Source organism: Vibrio sp. WZ-1 (assembly GCF_052037695.1).
GTDB lineage: Bacteria > Pseudomonadota > Gammaproteobacteria > Enterobacterales > Vibrionaceae > Vibrio.
Genome location: NZ_JBQEQR010000076.1, coordinates 302,474 through 320,801 on the forward strand (window position 1 = coordinate 302,474; position 18,328 = coordinate 320,801).

The 18,328-nt window shown below is 45.5% G+C and carries 15 protein-coding genes and 7 tRNA genes; 2 read left to right on the forward strand and 20 right to left on the reverse strand.

Translation table 11 applies throughout. The features are described 5' to 3' along the window. Positions 1 to 5: 5 nt before the first annotated feature. Together rpsP and ffh are read right to left on the reverse strand one after the other, a co-directional pair. On the reverse strand, positions 6 to 254 hold the full coding sequence (rpsP, locus tag ACTS60_RS13910) for a 30S ribosomal protein S16 (protein ID WP_004410028.1): 249 nt from the start codon (positions 252 to 254) through the stop codon (positions 6 to 8). 210 nt (positions 255 to 464) lie between these two features. Further along, complete coding sequence (ffh, locus tag ACTS60_RS13915) at positions 465 to 1,847, reverse strand: signal recognition particle protein (protein WP_005446242.1); 1,383 nt, start codon at positions 1,845 to 1,847, stop codon at positions 465 to 467. A gap of 213 nt (positions 1,848 to 2,060) precedes the next feature. Between ffh and ACTS60_RS13920 the strand changes: the two genes are divergently transcribed. Then, a complete protein-coding gene (locus ACTS60_RS13920) occupies positions 2,061 to 2,855 on the forward strand; it encodes a cytochrome C assembly family protein (protein WP_440888713.1) in 795 nt (264 codons plus the stop codon). Between the two features lie 155 nt (positions 2,856 to 3,010). Beyond that, positions 3,011 to 4,285: an HlyC/CorC family transporter gene (locus ACTS60_RS13925; protein ID WP_440888714.1), complete on the forward strand. Its 1,275-nt coding sequence runs from the start codon at positions 3,011 to 3,013 to the stop codon at positions 4,283 to 4,285. Between the two features lie 83 nt (positions 4,286 to 4,368). Here the strand turns inward: ACTS60_RS13925 and luxS are convergent, their stop codons facing one another. The 18 genes from luxS to ACTS60_RS14015 all read right to left on the reverse strand — a co-directional run bounded on the left by luxS (position 4,369) and on the right by ACTS60_RS14015 (position 18,157). Beyond that, positions 4,369 to 4,887, reverse strand: coding sequence for an S-ribosylhomocysteine lyase (luxS, locus tag ACTS60_RS13930; RefSeq protein WP_440888715.1), 519 nt, complete (start codon positions 4,885 to 4,887; stop codon positions 4,369 to 4,371). A gap of 90 nt (positions 4,888 to 4,977) precedes the next feature. Then, complete coding sequence (locus tag ACTS60_RS13935; RefSeq protein WP_276607652.1) at positions 4,978 to 5,583, reverse strand: transglycosylase SLT domain-containing protein; 606 nt, start codon at positions 5,581 to 5,583, stop codon at positions 4,978 to 4,980. Positions 5,584 to 5,602: 19 nt separating this feature from the next. Beyond that, on the reverse strand, positions 5,603 to 7,171 hold the full coding sequence (gshA, locus tag ACTS60_RS13940) for a glutamate--cysteine ligase (protein WP_440888716.1): 1,569 nt from the start codon (positions 7,169 to 7,171) through the stop codon (positions 5,603 to 5,605). A gap of 163 nt (positions 7,172 to 7,334) precedes the next feature. Further along, complete coding sequence (locus tag ACTS60_RS13945) at positions 7,335 to 10,178, reverse strand: M16 family metallopeptidase (protein ID WP_440888717.1); 2,844 nt, start codon at positions 10,176 to 10,178, stop codon at positions 7,335 to 7,337. Positions 10,179 to 10,187: 9 nt separating this feature from the next. After that, positions 10,188 to 10,649, reverse strand: a complete 462-nt coding sequence (locus ACTS60_RS13950) for a YqaA family protein (RefSeq protein ID WP_440888718.1) — start codon at positions 10,647 to 10,649, stop codon at positions 10,188 to 10,190. Further along, positions 10,643 to 11,593: an NADP-dependent oxidoreductase gene (locus tag ACTS60_RS13955; protein ID WP_440888719.1), complete on the reverse strand. Its 951-nt coding sequence runs from the start codon at positions 11,591 to 11,593 to the stop codon at positions 10,643 to 10,645. Before ACTS60_RS13955 ends, ACTS60_RS13950 begins: the two co-directional genes overlap by 7 nt. A gap of 141 nt (positions 11,594 to 11,734) precedes the next feature. After that, positions 11,735 to 12,865: a sodium ion-translocating decarboxylase subunit beta gene (locus ACTS60_RS13960; protein WP_440888720.1), complete on the reverse strand. Its 1,131-nt coding sequence runs from the start codon at positions 12,863 to 12,865 to the stop codon at positions 11,735 to 11,737. Positions 12,866 to 12,874: 9 nt separating this feature from the next. Then, a complete protein-coding gene (gene oadA / locus ACTS60_RS13965) occupies positions 12,875 to 14,668 on the reverse strand; it encodes a sodium-extruding oxaloacetate decarboxylase subunit alpha (protein ID WP_440888721.1) in 1,794 nt (597 codons plus the stop codon). Between the two features lie 32 nt (positions 14,669 to 14,700). Next, the gene (locus ACTS60_RS13970; protein ID WP_005448441.1) at positions 14,701 to 14,958 is read right to left on the reverse strand and encodes an oxaloacetate decarboxylase subunit gamma; all 258 of its coding nucleotides are present in this window, start codon (positions 14,956 to 14,958) and stop codon (positions 14,701 to 14,703) included. Positions 14,959 to 15,551: 593 nt separating this feature from the next. Next, positions 15,552 to 15,628, reverse strand: a tRNA-Arg gene (locus ACTS60_RS13975). Between the two features lie 58 nt (positions 15,629 to 15,686). Continuing rightward, positions 15,687 to 15,763, reverse strand: a tRNA-Arg gene (locus ACTS60_RS13980). Positions 15,764 to 15,820: 57 nt separating this feature from the next. Continuing rightward, a tRNA-Arg gene (locus tag ACTS60_RS13985) sits at positions 15,821 to 15,897 on the reverse strand. Between the two features lie 56 nt (positions 15,898 to 15,953). Continuing rightward, positions 15,954 to 16,030, reverse strand: a tRNA-Arg gene (locus tag ACTS60_RS13990). An 85-nt stretch (positions 16,031 to 16,115) separates the two neighbouring features. Further along, positions 16,116 to 16,207, reverse strand: a tRNA-Ser gene (locus ACTS60_RS13995). 29 nt (positions 16,208 to 16,236) lie between these two features. Then, positions 16,237 to 16,313: transfer RNA gene (locus ACTS60_RS14000), tRNA-Arg, on the reverse strand. Positions 16,314 to 16,344: 31 nt separating this feature from the next. Further along, positions 16,345 to 16,436 (reverse strand) — tRNA-Ser (locus ACTS60_RS14005). Between the two features lie 243 nt (positions 16,437 to 16,679). Then, on the reverse strand, positions 16,680 to 16,877 hold the full coding sequence (csrA, locus tag ACTS60_RS14010) for a carbon storage regulator CsrA (protein WP_004415691.1): 198 nt from the start codon (positions 16,875 to 16,877) through the stop codon (positions 16,680 to 16,682). Positions 16,878 to 16,969: 92 nt separating this feature from the next. Beyond that, positions 16,970 to 18,157: an aspartate kinase gene (locus ACTS60_RS14015; protein WP_440888722.1), complete on the reverse strand. Its 1,188-nt coding sequence runs from the start codon at positions 18,155 to 18,157 to the stop codon at positions 16,970 to 16,972. Positions 18,158 to 18,328: the final 171 nt, after the last annotated feature.

Here is an 18,328-nt window from a genome sequence, read left to right on the forward strand (position 1 = left end):
AAAAATTAAGCCGCTTTTTGAGCGTCTTTAACTAGCTTAGCAACGCGGTCAGATAGAGACGCGCCTTGACCAACCCAGTGGTTAACGCGGTCTAGGTCTAGACGTAGACCTTCTTCTTGACCTTGTGCAGTTGGGTTAAAGAAACCAACTTTCTCGATGAAACGGCCAGTTGCAGCGTTGCGGCTGTCCGCTACTACGATTTGATAAAATGGACGCTTTTTAGCGCCGTGACGTGCCAAACGAATGGTTACCATGTCGTCCTCTTTGCTTTCTCAAAAATAAAATTAACCCCAACAATCATCCATAAAAATGAATAATTTGGGGTCTCGTGCCAAAATAAAGCTCCGGAATTTTACTCTTCTCCCGGAGCAATGCAAGGGATTTAGTTACTTTTTCACCAACATAAATTGAAATTCAAGTTTGTGATGTAGCTAACACCCTGAAACTAAAGTCTACGCAATCGTTTAGCGACCAAATGGATTGAAGCCACCGCCTCCACCCATACCGCCCATCATGCCTTGCATGTTACGCATCATGCCTTTCATGCCGCCCTTTTGCATCTTCTTCATCATCTTCTGCATTTGGGTGAATTGTTTCAGTAGACGGTTAACATCTTGAACCTGAACACCAGAACCAGCAGCGATACGCTTTTTACGCGAACCTTTGATGATTTCAGGACGTTGACGCTCTTTCATCGTCATTGAGCTGATGATCGCTTCCATTTGCTTGAACATTTTGTCATCAACTTTGTCTTTAACGTCTGATGGCAGTTGGGACATACCTGGTAGCTTATCTAGCATGCCCATCATACCACCCATGTTCTGCATTTGACCTAGCTGTTCACGGAAGTCTTCAAGGTCGAAACCTTTTTTCTCTTTAAACTTCTTCGCTAGCTTCTCTGCTTTGTCTTGGTCAACATTACGTTGTAGGTCTTCGATAAGTGACAGTACGTCACCCATACCAAGAATACGCGATGCAACACGATCTGGGTGGAATGGTTCTAGTGCGTCGGTTTTTTCACCAACACCTAGGAATTTGATTGGTTTACCCGTGATATGACGAACTGATAGCGCTGCACCACCACGTGCATCACCGTCAACTTTAGTCAGAATCACACCGGTTAGCGGTAGCGCATCACCGAATGCTTTTGCTGTGTTCGCCGCATCTTGACCTGTCATAGCATCAACAACGAACAGTGTCTCAACCGGGTTTATCGCTGAGTGAAGATCTTTAATCTCACCCATCATTTCTTCGTCGATCGCCAAACGACCTGCGGTATCGACAATCAATACGTCGTAGAATTTCTTCTTCGCGTGGTCGATTGCGGCATTGGCGATATCAAGTGGCTTTTGATCTGGCGAAGATGGGAAGAAGTCGACACCGATGTCTGATGCTAGTGTTTCTAGCTGTTTGATCGCCGCTGGACGGTAAACGTCGGCAGACACAACCAAAACTTTCTTCTTGTCACGCTCTTTTAGAAGCTTAGATAGCTTACCTACCGATGTGGTTTTACCCGCACCTTGTAGACCCGCCATCAAAAGTACCGCTGGCGGCTGCGCGGCTAAGTTAAGCGCTTCATTAGATTCACCCATCACTGCTTCAAGTTCAGCTTGAACGATCTTGATGAACTCTTGACCCGGAGTTAGGGATTTAGAAACTTCTACGCCTACCGCTTTTTCTTTAACGCGGTTTACAAATTCACGTACGACAGGAAGGGCAACGTCCGCTTCCAACAATGCCATGCGTACTTCACGTAGGGTTTCTTTAATGTTGTCTTCGGTCAGACGACCTTTGCCACTGATATTCTTCAGCGTTTTGGATAATCGATCCGTTAAATTCTCAAACATCTTTGTCTCTTCGCTAAAATGGCGATTAATTAGTGTGAGTATACCTTAGCCAACGTCACAGTCATACCCGTTGCGCCTCTCTATTCCTATATCGTGAGTTAACTTGTTAATTTCAATATCTCATCTCTCATGATTGATGAAAGATCTACCGTAGCCCCAAAGAGTAATGCAAGGTATAATTTTAACCATTGTGCACAATAACCTTTAGGATTCATGGATAGCTTAATTGCCATCGCAGCCGCCATTCTTTACGTTCTGGCAATTGCGACCATCATACCTGGACTCTCTCAACAGTCCGGAATCAAAGCGAAAACAGTACTTGTCAGTGCGGCATGTGCGTTGTTCTTTCACGCTTGGATTCTGAGTGACCTCATTTTCGGCGGTTCAGGCCAAAACCTCAGTATTCTTAATGTCGCCTCTCTAATCAGCTTTATTATCTCACTGGTGATGAGCGTTGCGATGCTAAAGAATCGTTTGTGGTTTCTTCTTCCTGTGGTTTATAGCTTTGCTGCCATCAACTTAACTGCTGCTACGTTCTTACCAAGCACCTTTATTAAGCATTTAGAAAACGACCCTAAGCTACTTATTCACATTTCTTTTGCGTTGTTCTCCTACGCGACTTTAACCATTGGTGCACTTTACGCACTGCAACTGGCGTGGCTCGACCACAAGCTTAAAGCGAAGAAGTCGTTAGCAATCAACCCGAATTTGCCACCTTTAATGATGGTTGAGCGCCAGCTATTCAAAATTATCTTGATTGGTAACTTACTGCTTACTGGAACCTTATTGACTGGTTTCGTTTTCGTACAAGACATGTTTGCTCAGGGTAAAGCCCATAAAGGCATTCTTTCATTCATCGCCTGGGTGGTGTACTCGATTCTACTTTGGGGACATTACCAGAAAGGCTGGCGCGGTAAGAAGGTCACGTGGTTTGCCGTGGCGGGGGCGACATTGTTAACCTTGGCCTACTTCGGCAGTCGCTTCGTGAAAGAGATCATTTTAAGTTGATGTTCTCCATCTATAAAATTGCAATTAATAAGGAGCCTTAGGCTCCTTATCCTTTATATTGATGGGCAAATAAAATAGAGTACCCCTTATTACATTGACTTAATGGTCAAGCTCGGTCATAAATTAACCAAACACATACAAGGAACAGCAGCGTTTTGGACGACATATCTACGGGTATCTTATTTGCGCTACTCGCGTGTCTTATCGTCATATCAGGTTACTTCTCCGGTTCGGAAACAGGGATGATGTCTTTGAACCGCTACCGCTTAAAGCACTTAGCCAATAATGGGCATAAAGGGGCGAAGCGAGTCGAAAAACTACTAGACCGCCCAGATCGCCTGATTGGTCTCATCCTTATCGGCAACAACCTCGTTAATATCTTGGCCTCTGCCATCGCAACCATTCTCGGTATGCGTCTGTATGGTGACTTAGGTGTCGCGATTGCAACGGGTGCACTCACCATGGTGGTGCTGGTCTTCGCCGAAGTCACACCGAAAACCATCGCATCGCTTTATCCTGAGCGAGTTTCCTACGCTAGTAGTATTCTTCTTACCATTTTGATGAAGATACTGTCTCCACTAGTGATGCTAGTAAACTTCATTACCAATGGCTTTATTCGTTTGATCGGTGTGAAAGCCGATCACACTACCGAAGATCATCTAAGCTCAGAAGAACTGCGTACCGTGGTAAATGAAGCGGGTGGCCTTATCCCTCGTCGTCACCAAGATATGCTGGTTTCGATCTTGGATCTCGAGCACGTCACGGTGAACGACATCATGGTGCCACGTAATGAGATCACAGGTATCGACATCAATGATGATTGGAAATCCATCGTCCGCCAACTGACTCACTCTCCACATGGTCGCATTGTGTTGTATCGCGATCAGATTGATGAAGTGGTTGGTATGCTGCGTCTACGTGAATCATACCGTTTGATGTTAGAGAAAAACGAATTCAACAAAGAGACCTTGTTGCGTGCTGCCGATGAGGTGTACTACATCCCTGAAGGCACACCACTCAACGTTCAAATGTTGAAGTTCCAACGCAACAAGCAACGCATCGGCTTGATTGTCGATGAGTACGGTGATATCAACGGCTTAGTCACATTAGAAGATATCCTAGAAGAGATTATCGGTGAATTCACCACCTCTATTACACCAAGCTTGTCAGAAGAAATTACACCGCAAGGGGATGGTAGCTTCTTGATTGAAGGCAGCGCGAATGTCCGTGATATTAATAAAGGCTTGAAGTGGAAACTTCCGACCGATGGCCCCCGAACCTTGAATGGTTTGATTCTAGAACATTTGCAAGACATTCCTGAAAGTCACTTGAGCATACAAGTCGCAGGTCACCCAATGGAAATCGTTGACATTGAAGAGAACCGCATCAAGCTTGTTAAGGTATATCCTAAGCTGAAAAAGAGTAGTTAACCTCTTCAAATATTCAAATCAATAAAAATAGCCTGACATTGTCAGGCTATTTTGTTTTCAAGTATTAAAACTTAGGGAGGAAGTTAGTCGATACGTAGCTCTTTAAGCATCGACTCTGGCAGTGCCAATTCATCATTCTTATTCACCGCTACACCCGCTTCTAGAATGTTCTTCGCAATTTGCTTAGCTTCATCCAGAGAGTGCATCGCTGCTGTACCACATTGGTACTCATTCAGCTCAGGGATCTTGTTTTGACTTTCTACTTTCAATACATCCTCCATCGCCGCAATCCAAGCGTCAGCCACTTGCTGCTCTGAAGGCGTACCAATCAAGCTCATGTAGAAACCGGTACGGCAACCCATTGGTGAAATATCAATGATCTCAACGCTCTCACCATTTAGGTGATTACGCATAAAGCCTGCGTACAAGTGCTCTAAAGTGTGAATTCCCTTCTCAGAAAGGATGTCTTTGTTTGGTGCGGTGAAACGCAGGTCGAATACCGTGATGGTGTCCCCTTTTGGAGTTTGCATCGTTTTAGCCACACGAACCGCTGGTGCATTCATACGGGTGTGATCTACGGTAAAACTGTCTAATAAAGGCATTACATCTCTCCTGATTGTAATCACCAACACTTATAAGTATTGGTTGTCATTTCTGTTCATTATCCCGCCACAGTAAATTAATTAGGTGGGCTAAAAGAACCAGCCGCTGTTGTCTTCTAATTCCTGACGACATTGCTTCAGCTGCCAGCCATAAGTCTTCGCAGTTTGTTCGACGCGTCTCGCAACCTTAACTAAGCTTGGTTTGCTCTTGTAAGTTCCACGTTTGTAGCCGCCGCGTCCTTCATGATACGCAAGGTACTGGTTGTAAGGGTCCCACAACGAAACGCCTAATTGGCGACGAGTTTCGTGTGTGTACCAACCGACAAACATCATTGAATCATCAAAGTTGGTGCGTGAACCACCTTGTCCCGTCGCTTTTTGGAAGTCTTCCCAAGCAGGGTCTTGAGCTTGAGCGTAGCCGTATGCGCTGCTTACACGCCCCCATGGAATAAAACCGAGAACATAGTCTTTAGGTGGACGAGCGTCATGGCGGAAGCTACTTTCTTGCTTAATGATCGCCATGGCGACGTTGATCGGCGTGCCCCACTCTTCTTCCATATCTTTGGCATCTTCATACCAACCAGACTTTTCTCGGAATATTTCACATAGGTTGTCTTGTTGCTTTGGAGGCGCAGTCGCACAACCGGCTAACATCACGCTTCCGAATACAGACACAACTAACGGCTTAATGTCCAATCCCTGCCCTTACTACTGATTATTGTTTTAGGTATGCAAAGTAATCTTCTAAGAATTCATCAAAGGATAAGATATCACTTTGCTCTGCCTGCTTTTGTTTTTCTACCGATGTCGCGACTTCCGTCTCCATCGCATCTTCTGAGTATTGCTCGTAGCTATGCGCTAGGTTTTCTTCACGGAACTTCATGCCCAGAGCACAGCCCACTTTACCTAAACCACCATGCTCTTTTGTCAGTTCAAGCAGTTGACCTGAAATCGTCAATTCAGGCTCATCAATCCAAGACTCAAGCTTGTCACAAACCGCTTGATATTCATTGCCACCAGCAACTGCGTCCATTTCAGCAGCAATCTGACGAAGTTCGGTAAATACGCGGTGTGCCCAATCTTGCAGAGACAAGCGTTCGCCTTGGCAGCCAATTTGCAACATCAAGCCTTTCTCACGACCAGAGACAATCACCTTGTTCCAGTTATCTCGCCAGCATTCAAGCTCACAGTTATCCATTGGGTCTGAATCAGAAAGTACTGCCCATGTTAGGAACAGGTCTAGGAACCGAACTTGCTCTTCACTCACACCAACCGCACTGAATGGATTCACATCTAGCGAACGTACTTCAATGTACTCCACGCCACCACGTTTAAGAGCCTCTGACGGTTTTTCACCATTTTTAGCCACACGCTTAGGACGAATTGGGGCATACAGCTCGTTCTCGATTTGTAGAATGTTCGAGTTAAGTTGACGGTATTCGCCATCAACTTTTACACCAATCTCGGCAAACTGCTCTGATGGACGACGAATCGCATCATCTAATCCATCAAGATACTGCTCGATGGTATTAAAGCCAATCTTAAGCACGCTTTGCGCACTGTTGGTGTAACCGAGATCACTTAGACGCAGAGAAGTCGCTTTTGGTAGGTATAAGGTGCCGCCAATTTTTTCAAATGGTAGATCGGTTTCACGACCTTGAATGAACGAGCCACACAGTGCTGGTGACGCACCAAAGAAGTACGGGATCATCCAACCAAAGCGGTAGTAGTTGCGGATCAGCGCAAAGTAAGCGTCTGATTTTGTCTCTTGGCGCGCTTCTTCATCTTGTTCACCATACAAAGCGTCCCAGAATGACTCAGGGAAAGAGAAGTTAAAATGCACGCCCGAGATAATTTGCATCAAGCTACCGTAACGGCGTTTTAGGCCTTCACGGTAAAGCGTTTTCATTTTTGCTGAGTTTGATGAACCATACTGAGCCAGTTGAATATCATCTTCCGCCCCCACATAACAAGGCATAGACAGCGGCCACATTTTTTCTTCACCCATTTTGGTTTGGGTGAAATGATGGATATCTTTGAGTTGCCCGATCAATTCAGGGATATCATGTGAAACTGGCGTAATAAACTCCAATAGCGATTCTGAAAAGTCAGTCGTGATCCATTTGTTTGTGAACGCTGAGCCCAACCCCTCTGGATGAGGCGTTGCTGCTAGGTGTCCATCCTGACGATAGCGCAAAGTTTCTCGCTCAACACCGCGTCCAAACTGCTTAAATACTTCTGGGTTTGTTGCAACTTGTTTTAGTCGCGCAGCAAAATCAGTCAAAATGAGGTTCGCTTATATTGGGAGCAGGACACTCGCCAAGCGTGGCAAGTGAAAGCTAAGTTGTTGATATATAATCCATCTAGATAAATAACCCATCAAAAAGTCATTTATCTAGTTAGAAACGAATAGCGGAGAGTCTCCTCTCCGCTATTAAATGTGTACTCTATCGAATGATTTCAAGCTCTTCCACGTCTTTCCCTAACTTTTCTAGTTGAGGGCGAAGGGATTTCGCATCCCCGACAACTACTATCTGATAGTCATTCGGGTCGAACCATTTTTCAGCTAGAGCGTTGAGCGTCTGTTTATCGACCGTCTCAACAATAGCGTTGCGTTGCTGTAAGTAATCTTTATCTAGGTTGTATTTCAAAATATCACTGATGAGTTTGCCTTTCTGTGTTGGCGTCTCGTATTTCAGTGCATCTTTTTGACCGACTGCTTGGCGCATAAATTTCAATTCATCGTCAGTCATGCCCGATTGTGAGAACTCGTTCAACTCATTCTCCATCTCGATGATAGACGCAACTGTCGAGTCCGCACGCACTTGCGCAGTAAATACAACAGAACCTGTCTCTACATTACCGGAGAAATAACCATAGGCACCATAGGTATAACCTTTGTCTTCACGAAGGTTTTGGTTAATACGGCTATTAAAGTTTCCGGACAAGTTAAAGTTTGCTAACTGACCCAAATAGAAGTCACCCGTCGCATCATAAGGCATACCTTGACGAACCATCATGATGACACTTTGCGGTGCTCCTGGTTTATCCACTAGATGCACTTTTTGCGAGCCTAATGGTGCGATGGTTTGAGGAGCGTACAAGGGTGCCGCTTCATCTTGCCAGTTTGCCCAGAATGACAATTGTTTCTCAATGTCAGCTTTGCTGATATCGCCAACCGCAACAATCTGTGCACTTTGTGGCGTGTAGTGTTTCCCATAGAAGTCACGAACATCATCCAGAGTCAACGCTTGCAGCCCTGCTTTAGTACCATCTTTTGGACGAGCAAAAACAGAGTCTCCATACAGCACTTGGCGACTCGCTTGCGAAGCCATCCAGCTTGGTTTTTGATGCTCATAAACCAACCCCTCTAGAGCTTGCGCTTTGACACGGTCAAAATCTTCCTGCTTGAACGCTGGCGATAGCAACATTTCCTCGACAACTTTCAGCGTCGGTGCAAGGTTTTTCTCTAATGCAGAAACACTGATATTCGTCGTGTAACCTGTTGCACCTACAGAAATAACACTACCAAGCTTGTCTAACTCCGCTTGAATTTCTTCAGCGGTATGCTGAGTCGTGCCTTCTTGTAACATTGCAGCCGTTAGCTGAGCTAAGCCTTCTTTACCTTTCTCAACAAAACGCGTACCCGCAGGCAAGCTAAACTGCAAAGTAACTGTCGGCGTCTCACTGCTCACCGTACCTAAAAGTTCAGAGCCATTCTTGAAGTGGATGTCGTACAACTTCGGCATCGTCGCTTCAACAGGAGCACCTACTGGTGGTTGCACTGAACGGTCAAAATTGTCCGTTGCACGACGGTAAGCTAACTGATCGTCTGAGATCTTTTGGTACTCTGGCAAGGTTCGTTTTGGTGTCACAAATGTCGCTGGTTTTACCGCAAGCTCGGTCTTACCGCGTGGCACAACGCTCAGCGTTACCTTGTTCTTACCTTGAATGAAATCACTGTATGCTTTCTCTACAGATTCAGGCGTCACCGCACGCAGCTGTTCAAGTTGCTTTTCAATCAAATCAGGTTTGCCAAAGAAAGTTTGGTTAGACGCCAGTTGCGTTACTTTGCCTTTGACACTTTCGAGCGCAAAAATCGCATCTGCTTCGGTTTTTCCTTTCAGCTGCTCAAGGCGATCTTTAGTTACCCCATCTTTAGCAAACTGATTTAACGACGCCATAAGCTCATCGTACAGCTTGGTTAAATCGCCTTTGTCACCAGATTCGCCCATAGCGTAGACATAGAAATTACAAGATAGCTCCGCACAGTCATGGAATGAACCGGCATCTACCGCTTTCTGCGTCTTAACTAGATCTTGATAGAGTACACTGTTGGTACCGCTACCTAATACACTTGAAAGTGTATCCAATGAAGCTTGGTTGGCTTCACCACTGTAGGTTGTTGGCCAAGCTACCATTACCATTGGCTGCTGAATACGATCTTCTAGGGTAATGAATTTGCTTTCTTCCAACTTCGCTGGCTGTTTTGGTGCATTTTCAACTTCTAAACCTCGAGGGATCGAACCGAAGTATTTATTCACCCATTCCAGTGTTTGTTCAACATTGATATCACCACCAATGGTCAAAACAGCATTATTTGGACCATACCAACGCAAGAAGAAGGCTTTCAGGTCATTAACATCCACCCGATCTAAGTCTTCAACGTAACCAATGGTCTGCCACGAATATGGATGACCTTCTGGGTACAGCGCTTCTGCCATTCGCTCCCAAATCAAGCCATAAGGACGATTATCGTAACTCTGAGCACGTTCGTTTTTCACCGTAGAACGTTGAATCTCAAACTTCTGCTGTGAAACCGCATCCAACAAAAAGCCCATACGATCCGACTCTAACCACAACATTTTCTCTAGCTGGTTAGCCGGAACGGTTTCGAAGTAATTAGTACGGTCACGGTTCGTGGTGCCATTAAGTGTGCCACCCGCTTCTGTGATGATCTTAAAATGCTGTTGGTCACCGACATTCTCAGAACCTTGGAACATCATGTGCTCGAAAAAGTGAGCAAAACCTGATTTACCGATTTCTTCACGAGCAGAGCCAACGTGGTAGGTCACATCAACGTGCACCAATGGATCGGAATCTTCTGGCGCTAAAATCACTGTCAAACCATTATCAAGTTGATATTTCTGGTATGGGATTTTTACTTTGCCTTCTTCTGCTTTCGATGACTCTACAAACGTCACCCCATCAGGCAATGATGAAACAGGCATATTTGATGCGCAGCCCGTGATCACCAACAATGAGCACGCGCTCACCCAAAACATTCTCATTTGCTTTCCTTAAAATAAACCGAGATAGATAGCAGCCAACAAGCTATACCTTGCTGCTTTACCTAAAAATATAACTATTAAGCACGGCAAAAATTTCATCCTTAGCCATCCTGCCGCTAAACATAGTGGGTCACCAATTACTGGTAACCAACTAAAAAACAATCCCCAATACCCATATTTGGACAACCACTTCAATGCCGTGTGGCCATGCTTTTCATCTTGGGTTTTATTTGGAATCCACAGCCCAAGCCAATAGTTGGTAAGACCGCCAAGGGTATTACCAATCGTAGCAACAATAATGATGGAAGAAACGGAGTACTGGTTTAACGATAAGGTGGCAATCAATCCAGCCTCAGAACCACCCGGTAATAAGGTAGCACTGAGAAAACCTGTCATGAACAACACCCATAATGCGGAGTCGGAAAACCATAGAGCTAAGTTTGCAAAAGCAGTATTAAATGCCTCTAGCATGTCATATCAAGCAAGATCTTGCCTCGCGTTCTTCCCGACTCAACTTGTTTGTGGGCTTCCACAACCTCGTCCATCGGATAGATGTGTTGTACTTCAGTTTTTAGCAACCCAACCCCAACCATGTAGAGTAAGGTATCGAGTTGCTCACGATCTGGCTCCACCAACATACCGCTGGCTTCAAAGCCTAGCAGTTTGGCTTTCTCACAGATTAGTTCAGCGGTAATCGTCGGAACAGTGATAACTCGAGCATTATCCGTCAAGCATTTGAGAGCGTCTAAAGCGGCATCACCACCAACGAGGTCAATCAAAACATCCACATCTTCAACACGTTCTGACACTGGCGCAAATTGATAGTTCACTGCATGTGCACCAAGTGTTGCGAGGTAGTCTAAATTTCGTTCACTACAAGTGGTAAACACTTCCGCTTTGGTTGCCACAGCGATTTGCACTGCGAGATGCCCTACGCCTCCAGCTCCAGCTAAAATCAGCACACGATCACCTTCGGTGACATTCGCCTTACTCAATGCTTGAGCGGCAGTTTGTCCTGCTAATGGCAATACAGCCGCCGCTTCTAAAGTGCCGCTCTTAGGTACATGGTTAAGTTCAGCTTCAGGGACACAAACGTATTGACTATAACCGCCTCCTCGGACTGGGAAACCGATAAATCCAGCGACCTCATCACCTTCTTCAAAACGAGACGTACCCTCTCCGCAAGAAACAACTTTACCTGAAATATCATAACCAGGTACCCAAGGTAAATTGTCCTTGTTTTGTGCCGCCGCCCAACCAAGGCCCGCGCGCGTTTTTACGTCGATAGGATTGACGCCTGAATAGGCCACTTTAACGAGAATTTGCCCCGCTTGAGGAGCTGGTGTGGATGTGGTTTGAGTCGCAAGGACTTCTGCGTCGCCGAATTCGGTAATAGCTATCTGTTCGTGTTCCATAACCCATTCCCTGAGAGAAAACAAAAAGGGATGCAAAAGCATCCCTTTGACTATAAACCATTTTGTTTGCCGAAGTTAATCGCCAATTTGTAAATTGGTGGATAATTCTTTGTCATCAACCAAGTTACTTGAGAGTAGTGACTAGCCCACAAGCGCTAGCAAGATACCCGCAGCCACAGCAGAGCCAAGTACACCAGCTACGTTTGGTCCCATCGCGTGCATCAGCAGGAAGTTTTGTGGGTTCGCTTCTAGACCGACCTTGTTCACCACACGCGCTGCCATTGGTACCGCAGAAACACCCGCTGCGCCAATAAGTGGGTTGATGTCTTCTTTCGAGAACTTGTTCAGGAGCTTCGCCATTAGAACACCTGCGCCAGTACCGATGCTGAATGCCACCGCACCTAACCCTAAGATACCTAGCGTTTCTAGGTTTAGGAACTGATCAGCTTGCAGCTTAGAGCCAACACCAAGACCTAAAAAGATAGTCACTATGTTTATAAGCTCGTTTTGCGCCGTTTTTGATAAGCGGTCCACCACACCAGCTTCGCGCATCAAGTTACCCAAACAGAACATACCAACCAAAGGCGTTGCCGATGGTAGGAACAATATTGTCATCAGTAACACAGCAAGCGGGAACAGAACTTTCTCCCACTTACCAACATGACGAAGCTGAGCCATCTTGATTTGGCGTTCTTCTTTGGTTGTTAGAGCTTTCATGATTGGTGGTTGAATAATTGGTACCAACGCCATGTAGCTGTATGCGGCAACCGCAATCGCGCCCAACAGATCCGGAGAGAGTTTGCTAGCTAGGAAGATCGCGGTTGGTCCATCCGCACCACCGATGATCGCGATAGACGATGCATCCGCCATGGAGAACTCCATACCCGGAACATAGTTAAGCAAGATCGCACCAAATAACGTCGCAAAAATACCAAACTGCGCTGCAGCGCCTAACCACAAGGTTTTCGGGTTCGCAATCAAGGCACCAAAATCGGTCATCGCACCTACGCCCATGAAGATCAGCAGCGGGAACACGCCCGATTCGATCCCAATGTAGTAAACGTAGTACAGCAAGCCTCCCGGCTCAGTAAAACCAGCATTTGGAATATTCGCCAAGATGGCACCAAAACCAATTGGTAATAACAGTAAGGGTTCAAAGCCTTTTTTGATCGCCAAAAACAGCAAGGTACAACCAACCAACATCATACAGATTTGGCCGAACTCAAAGTTAGCGATCCCTGTTTCTGACCATAAGGTCATCAATCCGTCCATGATGCTCCCTTACGTCAGACTCAGCAGTGGTGAACCTACAGTAACGGCATCACCTTCTTTCACGTTAAGCTCTTGCACCACACCGCCACGAGCCGCACGAACTTCGGTTTCCATCTTCATCGCTTCTAGGATCAGAAGAACATCACCTTCCGCCACTTCCGCTCCAGGCTGAACATTCACTTTAAAAATGTTACCAGCAAGAGGAGCCGGAACCGCTTCAGCGGTGCTATTAGCAGGAGCGACTGGCGCTGCAGGTTTAGCTGGTGCGGCTGCCCCAGTTGGCGTTACCGATGTTAGTTGCCCCTGAGGACCAACTTCCACTTCATAAACTTGGCCATCAACTCGAACGCTATAAGTTTCAACGCCACCAGCGGTAGATTGTGCAGCTGGCGCCACAGCAGGTTTTGCTGCTTCTAGCGTTGGTGCCGGTTCAAATGCGTCTGGGTTACCACGGTTTTTCAGGAATTTCAGACCAACTTGAGGGAATAGTGCATAAGTCAGCACGTCGTCTACACGCTCACTTGCTAACTTAATACCTTCAGACTGCGCTTTTTCCATCAAATCAACGGTAAGCGTTTCCATTTCAGCTTCAAGTAAATCAGCTGGACGACATGTAATCGCCTCTTTACCGTCAAGGACTTTCGCTTGAAGTTCTGCGTTCACAGGTGCTGGTGCTGCGCCATACTCGCCTTTTAGAACACCGGCCGTTTCTTTGGTGATGCTCTTGTAGCGTTCGCCAGTGAGTACGTTAATCACCGCTTGAGTACCAACGATCTGAGACGTCGGTGTTACCAGCGGAATGAAGCCAAGATCTTCACGCACACGTGGAATTTCTTCCAGTACTTCATCTATACGATCCGCTGCACCTTGCTCTTTAAGTTGACCTTCCATATTTGTCAGCATGCCACCAGGAACCTGAGCAATCAGGATGCGGGAATCGACGCCTTTCAATTGACCTTCCCACTTAGCGTATTTCTTACGCACTTCGCGGAAGTAAGCTGCGATAGGCTCAATTTGATCCAATTTCAGATTGGTATCTCGCTCTGTGCCTTGCAGCATCGCAACCACTGTTTCAGTTGGCGTGTGACCGTATGTACAGCTCATCGAAGAAATCGCGGTATCAAGGATATCGATACCCGCTTCCACAGCTTTCACTGCGGTCGCCGTAGAAAGACCCGTAGTTGCATGGCAATGAAGCGCTAACGGCACATCACAAGACGCTTTAATGCGCGTGATTAGCTCTTCTGCTTCATAAGGCTTAAGTAAGCCGGACATGTCCTTGATACACAGAGAGTGACAACCTAAGTCTTCAAGACGTTTAGCAAGATCGACCCAAGTATCTGCGTTGTGTACTGGGCTTGTGGTGTAAGATAACGTTCCTTGCGCGTGTGCACCAACATCTACCGTGGCTTTAACCGCTTTTTGGAAATTACGAACATCGTTCATTGCATCAAAGATACGGAACACATCCATACCATTGGCATGAGCACGCTCGACAAACTTCTCTACTACGTCATCAGCATAGTGGCGGTACCCTAAAAGGTTTTGTCCACGCAGTAGCATTTGCATTGGTGTATTTGGCATCGCTTTTTTTAGTTCGCGTAGACGCTCCCATGGGTCTTCCCCCAAAAAGCGGATACACGAGTCAAACGTTGCGCCACCCCAGGTCTCTAACGACCAGTAACCAACCTTATCTAACTCAGCTGCGATAGGCAGCATATCTTCGATACGCATACGCGTAGCAAACAGGGATTGATGGGCATCACGAAGGACCACATCAGTGATAGCTAGTGGTTTAGACATGCTCTTAAACTCCTTTTTAATCCTATTTTCGGCTACTTCGCGACAGAGGCGCGATGTTTATGAATCGCAGCCGAAATCGCTGCCACTACTTGTGGACTAACAGCTGAAGAGGTTGATTGAACGTTAGTATTTGTTTTCGGTGCTGCGATCGGCGCTGGTACTTCTTCTGGTACCAATTTAGACATCAGCCGAACGAGATAAACTAGAATGGTGAGGAAAATAAATACGACCGCCATCCCTGTTAGCATCAGGGTGGCCGCATCTACTAGCAGGCTTCCTATATTCGTCATGTTGCTTCCTTTCTTTGTCATCCTGACAATGCGCAGGACTCTAATAGCGTCAAATCCCGACCAATGGATTATCTCGATTGGTTAAATTTTGTCAATTTTGTTTAAGGAAGCTTTTAATTAATCTTTAATATTGATTATTTATTCACTACCTAGATCACAATTCGAGAGAAAATCATCGCTGAACATAAGATCGTTCAAACCATAACCACACTAAATTAAAGTGCTTATAAAAACTGCGATTAGGATTTAAAAATGAAAAGAGCCTTGGAAAAGAAAATAAAATAAAAACAGAAAGATAGAGTGAATTAACACAACAAAAACATCAAATTAACAATAATGAAACAGATTTATTTTCATCAATGTTTGAGCGGTCTATCTGTCTTTATCAGTCTGTCAGGCTAAAGATACCGTAAGCAGAAACTTCAAGGTGACTATTTAAGCGAAACCATGTGTTGGTTCAATGAGCCAAGAATCATGAGCTTAAGATAGGATCTGGTGCGAATAAATAGCTATGAATAAGTGAAAAACGCACAGTGTCATAACCAAACGCCAGATACAAAAAAGCCTCGCATAAGCGAGGCTTTTTTAAAGAGTGGCGCGTCCTGGAGGATTCGAACCTCCGACCGCCTGGTTCGTAGCCAGGTACTCTATCCAGCTGAGCTAAGGACGCACGGTTTTCGATATCAGTGTTACCAATATCAGGAGTTCACAAAGGAAACCCTAAAGAGTGGCGCGTCCTGGAGGATTCGAACCTCCGACCGCCTGGTTCGTAGCCAGGTACTCTATCCAGCTGAGCTAAGGACGCGCAGTTTTCGATATCAGTGTTACCAATATCAGGAGTTCACAAGGAAACCCTAAAGAGTGGCGCGTCCTGGAGGATTCGAACCTCCGACCGCCTGGTTCGTAGCCAGGTACTCTATCCAGCTGAGCTAAGGACGCGCAATAATCTTTATTTTACTTTGTATAACCCGTTTATCAAACGAATTATTAAATAGTGGCGCGTCCTGGAGGATTCGAACCTCCGACCGCCTGGTTCGTAGCCAGGTACTCTATCCAGCTGAGCTAAGGACGCGCAGTTCTTCTTGCTAAGAAGTTGTGAAGCAAATCACACTAGTTTCTTACGAAACAAAAAAAAGGCCATCGGGCCAGTCAATGAATGGCGGTGAAGGAGGGATTCGAACCCTCGATACGGGATAAACCGTATACTCCCTTAGCAGGGGAGCGCCTTCAGCCTCTCGGCCACCTCACCGTTTTCATTGTTATCTCCCATAAGAGAGATGGCGCGTCCTGGAGGATTCGAACCTCCGACCGCCTGGTTCGTAGCCAGGTACTCTATCCAGCTGAGCTAAGGACGCACTTTTTGTTGATAAATCAACGTTGCAAGAATGGCGGTGAAGGAGGGATTCGAACCCTCGATACGGGATAAACCGTATACTCCCTTAGCAGGGGAGCGCCTTCAGCCTCTCGGCCACCTCACCGTCTTGCGGAGGCACATATTACGTTTTACCGAAAATATGTCAAACACTTTCTTTGAAAAAAAACGCAAAAATCGCTTAACCGATGCGGATTTAATCAAAGTGATCATTAAACAAACTTTACCACCCTATTATGATGAAAAAAAGAGAGTCTTCTCTTAAAAAATGACATTTATCAGAAACTAAAAAGGCTAGCCGATTGGCTAGCCTTTTTCATTCAAACTAAGCTCTGTAAACAGGAGCGGCTTAGTAGTTACCAGAAGCAACGTTGCCATTGCCTTTTTCAGCTTGAATGCGCATGTAGATTTCTTCACGGTGAACAGAAACCTCTTTCGGAGCGTTAACGCCGATACGTACTTGGTTACCTTTAACACCTAGTACAGTTACAGTCACTTCATCACCAATCATAAGTGTTTCGCCTACGCGGCGAGTCAAAATTAGCATTCTTTGCTCCTTGAGTAATCTCTAAATTTTCTTGCTACAAAGCTATTATCCAACAAAAGTTATATTTTCGTAAACTACCTTGTTACCGAAAATTAGCCTAAAAAGGCATGTTTTTGCTGAATATTCAATGCTTCACTAGATGTAACGTAAGCATCATGAAGAATGTTTGCTGCTGCGTCCACGCATTCAGGTGGCAAAACTAGCATCATAGTGAGTGCATTCGTTGAGCAAAAATTGATCGCAATATCTTGCTGTGTCAACAATTCACAGGCGTGGTCCACCATTCCATTGGCTTCTAGCCCCACAGCGGTCAACAGGCTTACAAGTTCACTATTACGGATTTTATCTCGGAACACCAGATCCAACTTGGCACATGCATCTTGTTTTATCATGATACCTGTTCGTTCTGTTTCCTCGATCACATTCCAAATGTCGATACCTAACATCTGACATTGCTTTGTAATGCTAGACAAATGTTCATTATCGACTTCAATAATGGCAAGGTCACGTTGAATGGCTATACCAGAGACGGCTTTTAAGCCTGACTCTCCTTTTACCAAACTGCCTTCATTCACATCAAATGTCGAAAGCACACGTAGTGGCACATTATTCTTCCATGCATATTGCACAGAAGGAAGGTGCAACACTTTCGCTCCACGGCTTGCCATCGCTTCCATCGAAGGAAAATCGATCACCGCCATCTTTTGAGCGTTTTTCACTACACGTGGGTCACAAGTATAAATACCATCAACGTCGGTAAAGATTTGACACTCATCAGCGTTTAATGCGCCAGCTAGTGTCACTGCACTCGTATCCGAGCCACCTCGACCTAATGTGGTGATATCCCCATTTTCATTCACACCTTGGAAACCCGCTACGATGACGATTTGCTCTTGTTCAAGTAAATCCATAATCGTAGAAGTATCAATGTGTTTAATCGTCGCGTCATTGTGTTGATTATCCGTCACAATGTTCGCTTGTGCTCCGGTAAGTGAGCGCGCAGCGTAACCCAATTTATTGAGAGTCATCGCCATCAGTGCCATCGACACTTGCTCACCAGCAGAGAGCAAAACATCAAGTTCTCGAGCCGTTGGAACGCTATCTACTTGTTTAGCAAGTTCCATAAGTCGGTTTGTTTCGCCTGACATTGCAGACACAACAACGACAACTTGATTACCATCATTTTTCGCCTTAATGATGTGTTCAGCGACCTGGTGGATTCTTTCAATTGAACCCACTGAGGTTCCACCAAACTTTTGCACGATAAGGGGCTTTTTCACCAGTCTTCACCTTCCCAAGACCAAAGTCTCATTCGGACCACTCATATTCTACTAGTTGAAAATTATATAAGCGGTAGTTACAACAAAAACCAAGCAGCGTAAATGACCTGGTTAAAATACGGTCAATTAAACCACTTGGTTATCATAAAAAAATTACGCCCAATCAAAGAA

Excerpts from the sequence above, each read along its gene's own strand:
- luxS (WP_440888715.1), bottom strand. The coding sequence starts at position 4,887 with ATGCCTTTATTAGACAGTTTTACCGTAGATCACACCCGTATGAATGCA.
- rpsP (WP_004410028.1), bottom strand. The coding sequence starts at position 254 with ATGGTAACCATTCGTTTGGCACGTCACGGCGCTAAAAAGCGTCCATTT.
- ACTS60_RS13920 (WP_440888713.1), top strand. The coding sequence starts at position 2,061 with ATGGATAGCTTAATTGCCATCGCAGCCGCCATTCTTTACGTTCTGGCA.
- ACTS60_RS13945 (WP_440888717.1), bottom strand. The coding sequence starts at position 10,178 with ATGAGAATGTTTTGGGTGAGCGCGTGCTCATTGTTGGTGATCACGGGC.
- ACTS60_RS13960 (WP_440888720.1), bottom strand. The coding sequence starts at position 12,865 with ATGGACGGATTGATGACCTTATGGTCAGAAACAGGGATCGCTAACTTT.
- ACTS60_RS13955 (WP_440888719.1), bottom strand. The coding sequence starts at position 11,593 with ATGGAACACGAACAGATAGCTATTACCGAATTCGGCGACGCAGAAGTC.
- ACTS60_RS13950 (WP_440888718.1), bottom strand. The coding sequence starts at position 10,649 with ATGCTAGAGGCATTTAATACTGCTTTTGCAAACTTAGCTCTATGGTTT.
- oadA (WP_440888721.1), bottom strand. The coding sequence starts at position 14,668 with ATGTCTAAACCACTAGCTATCACTGATGTGGTCCTTCGTGATGCCCAT.
- ACTS60_RS13970 (WP_005448441.1), bottom strand. The coding sequence starts at position 14,958 with ATGACGAATATAGGAAGCCTGCTAGTAGATGCGGCCACCCTGATGCTA.
- ffh (WP_005446242.1), bottom strand. The coding sequence starts at position 1,847 with ATGTTTGAGAATTTAACGGATCGATTATCCAAAACGCTGAAGAATATC.
- csrA (WP_004415691.1), bottom strand. The coding sequence starts at position 16,877 with ATGCTAATTTTGACTCGCCGCGTAGGCGAAACACTTATGATTGGTGAT.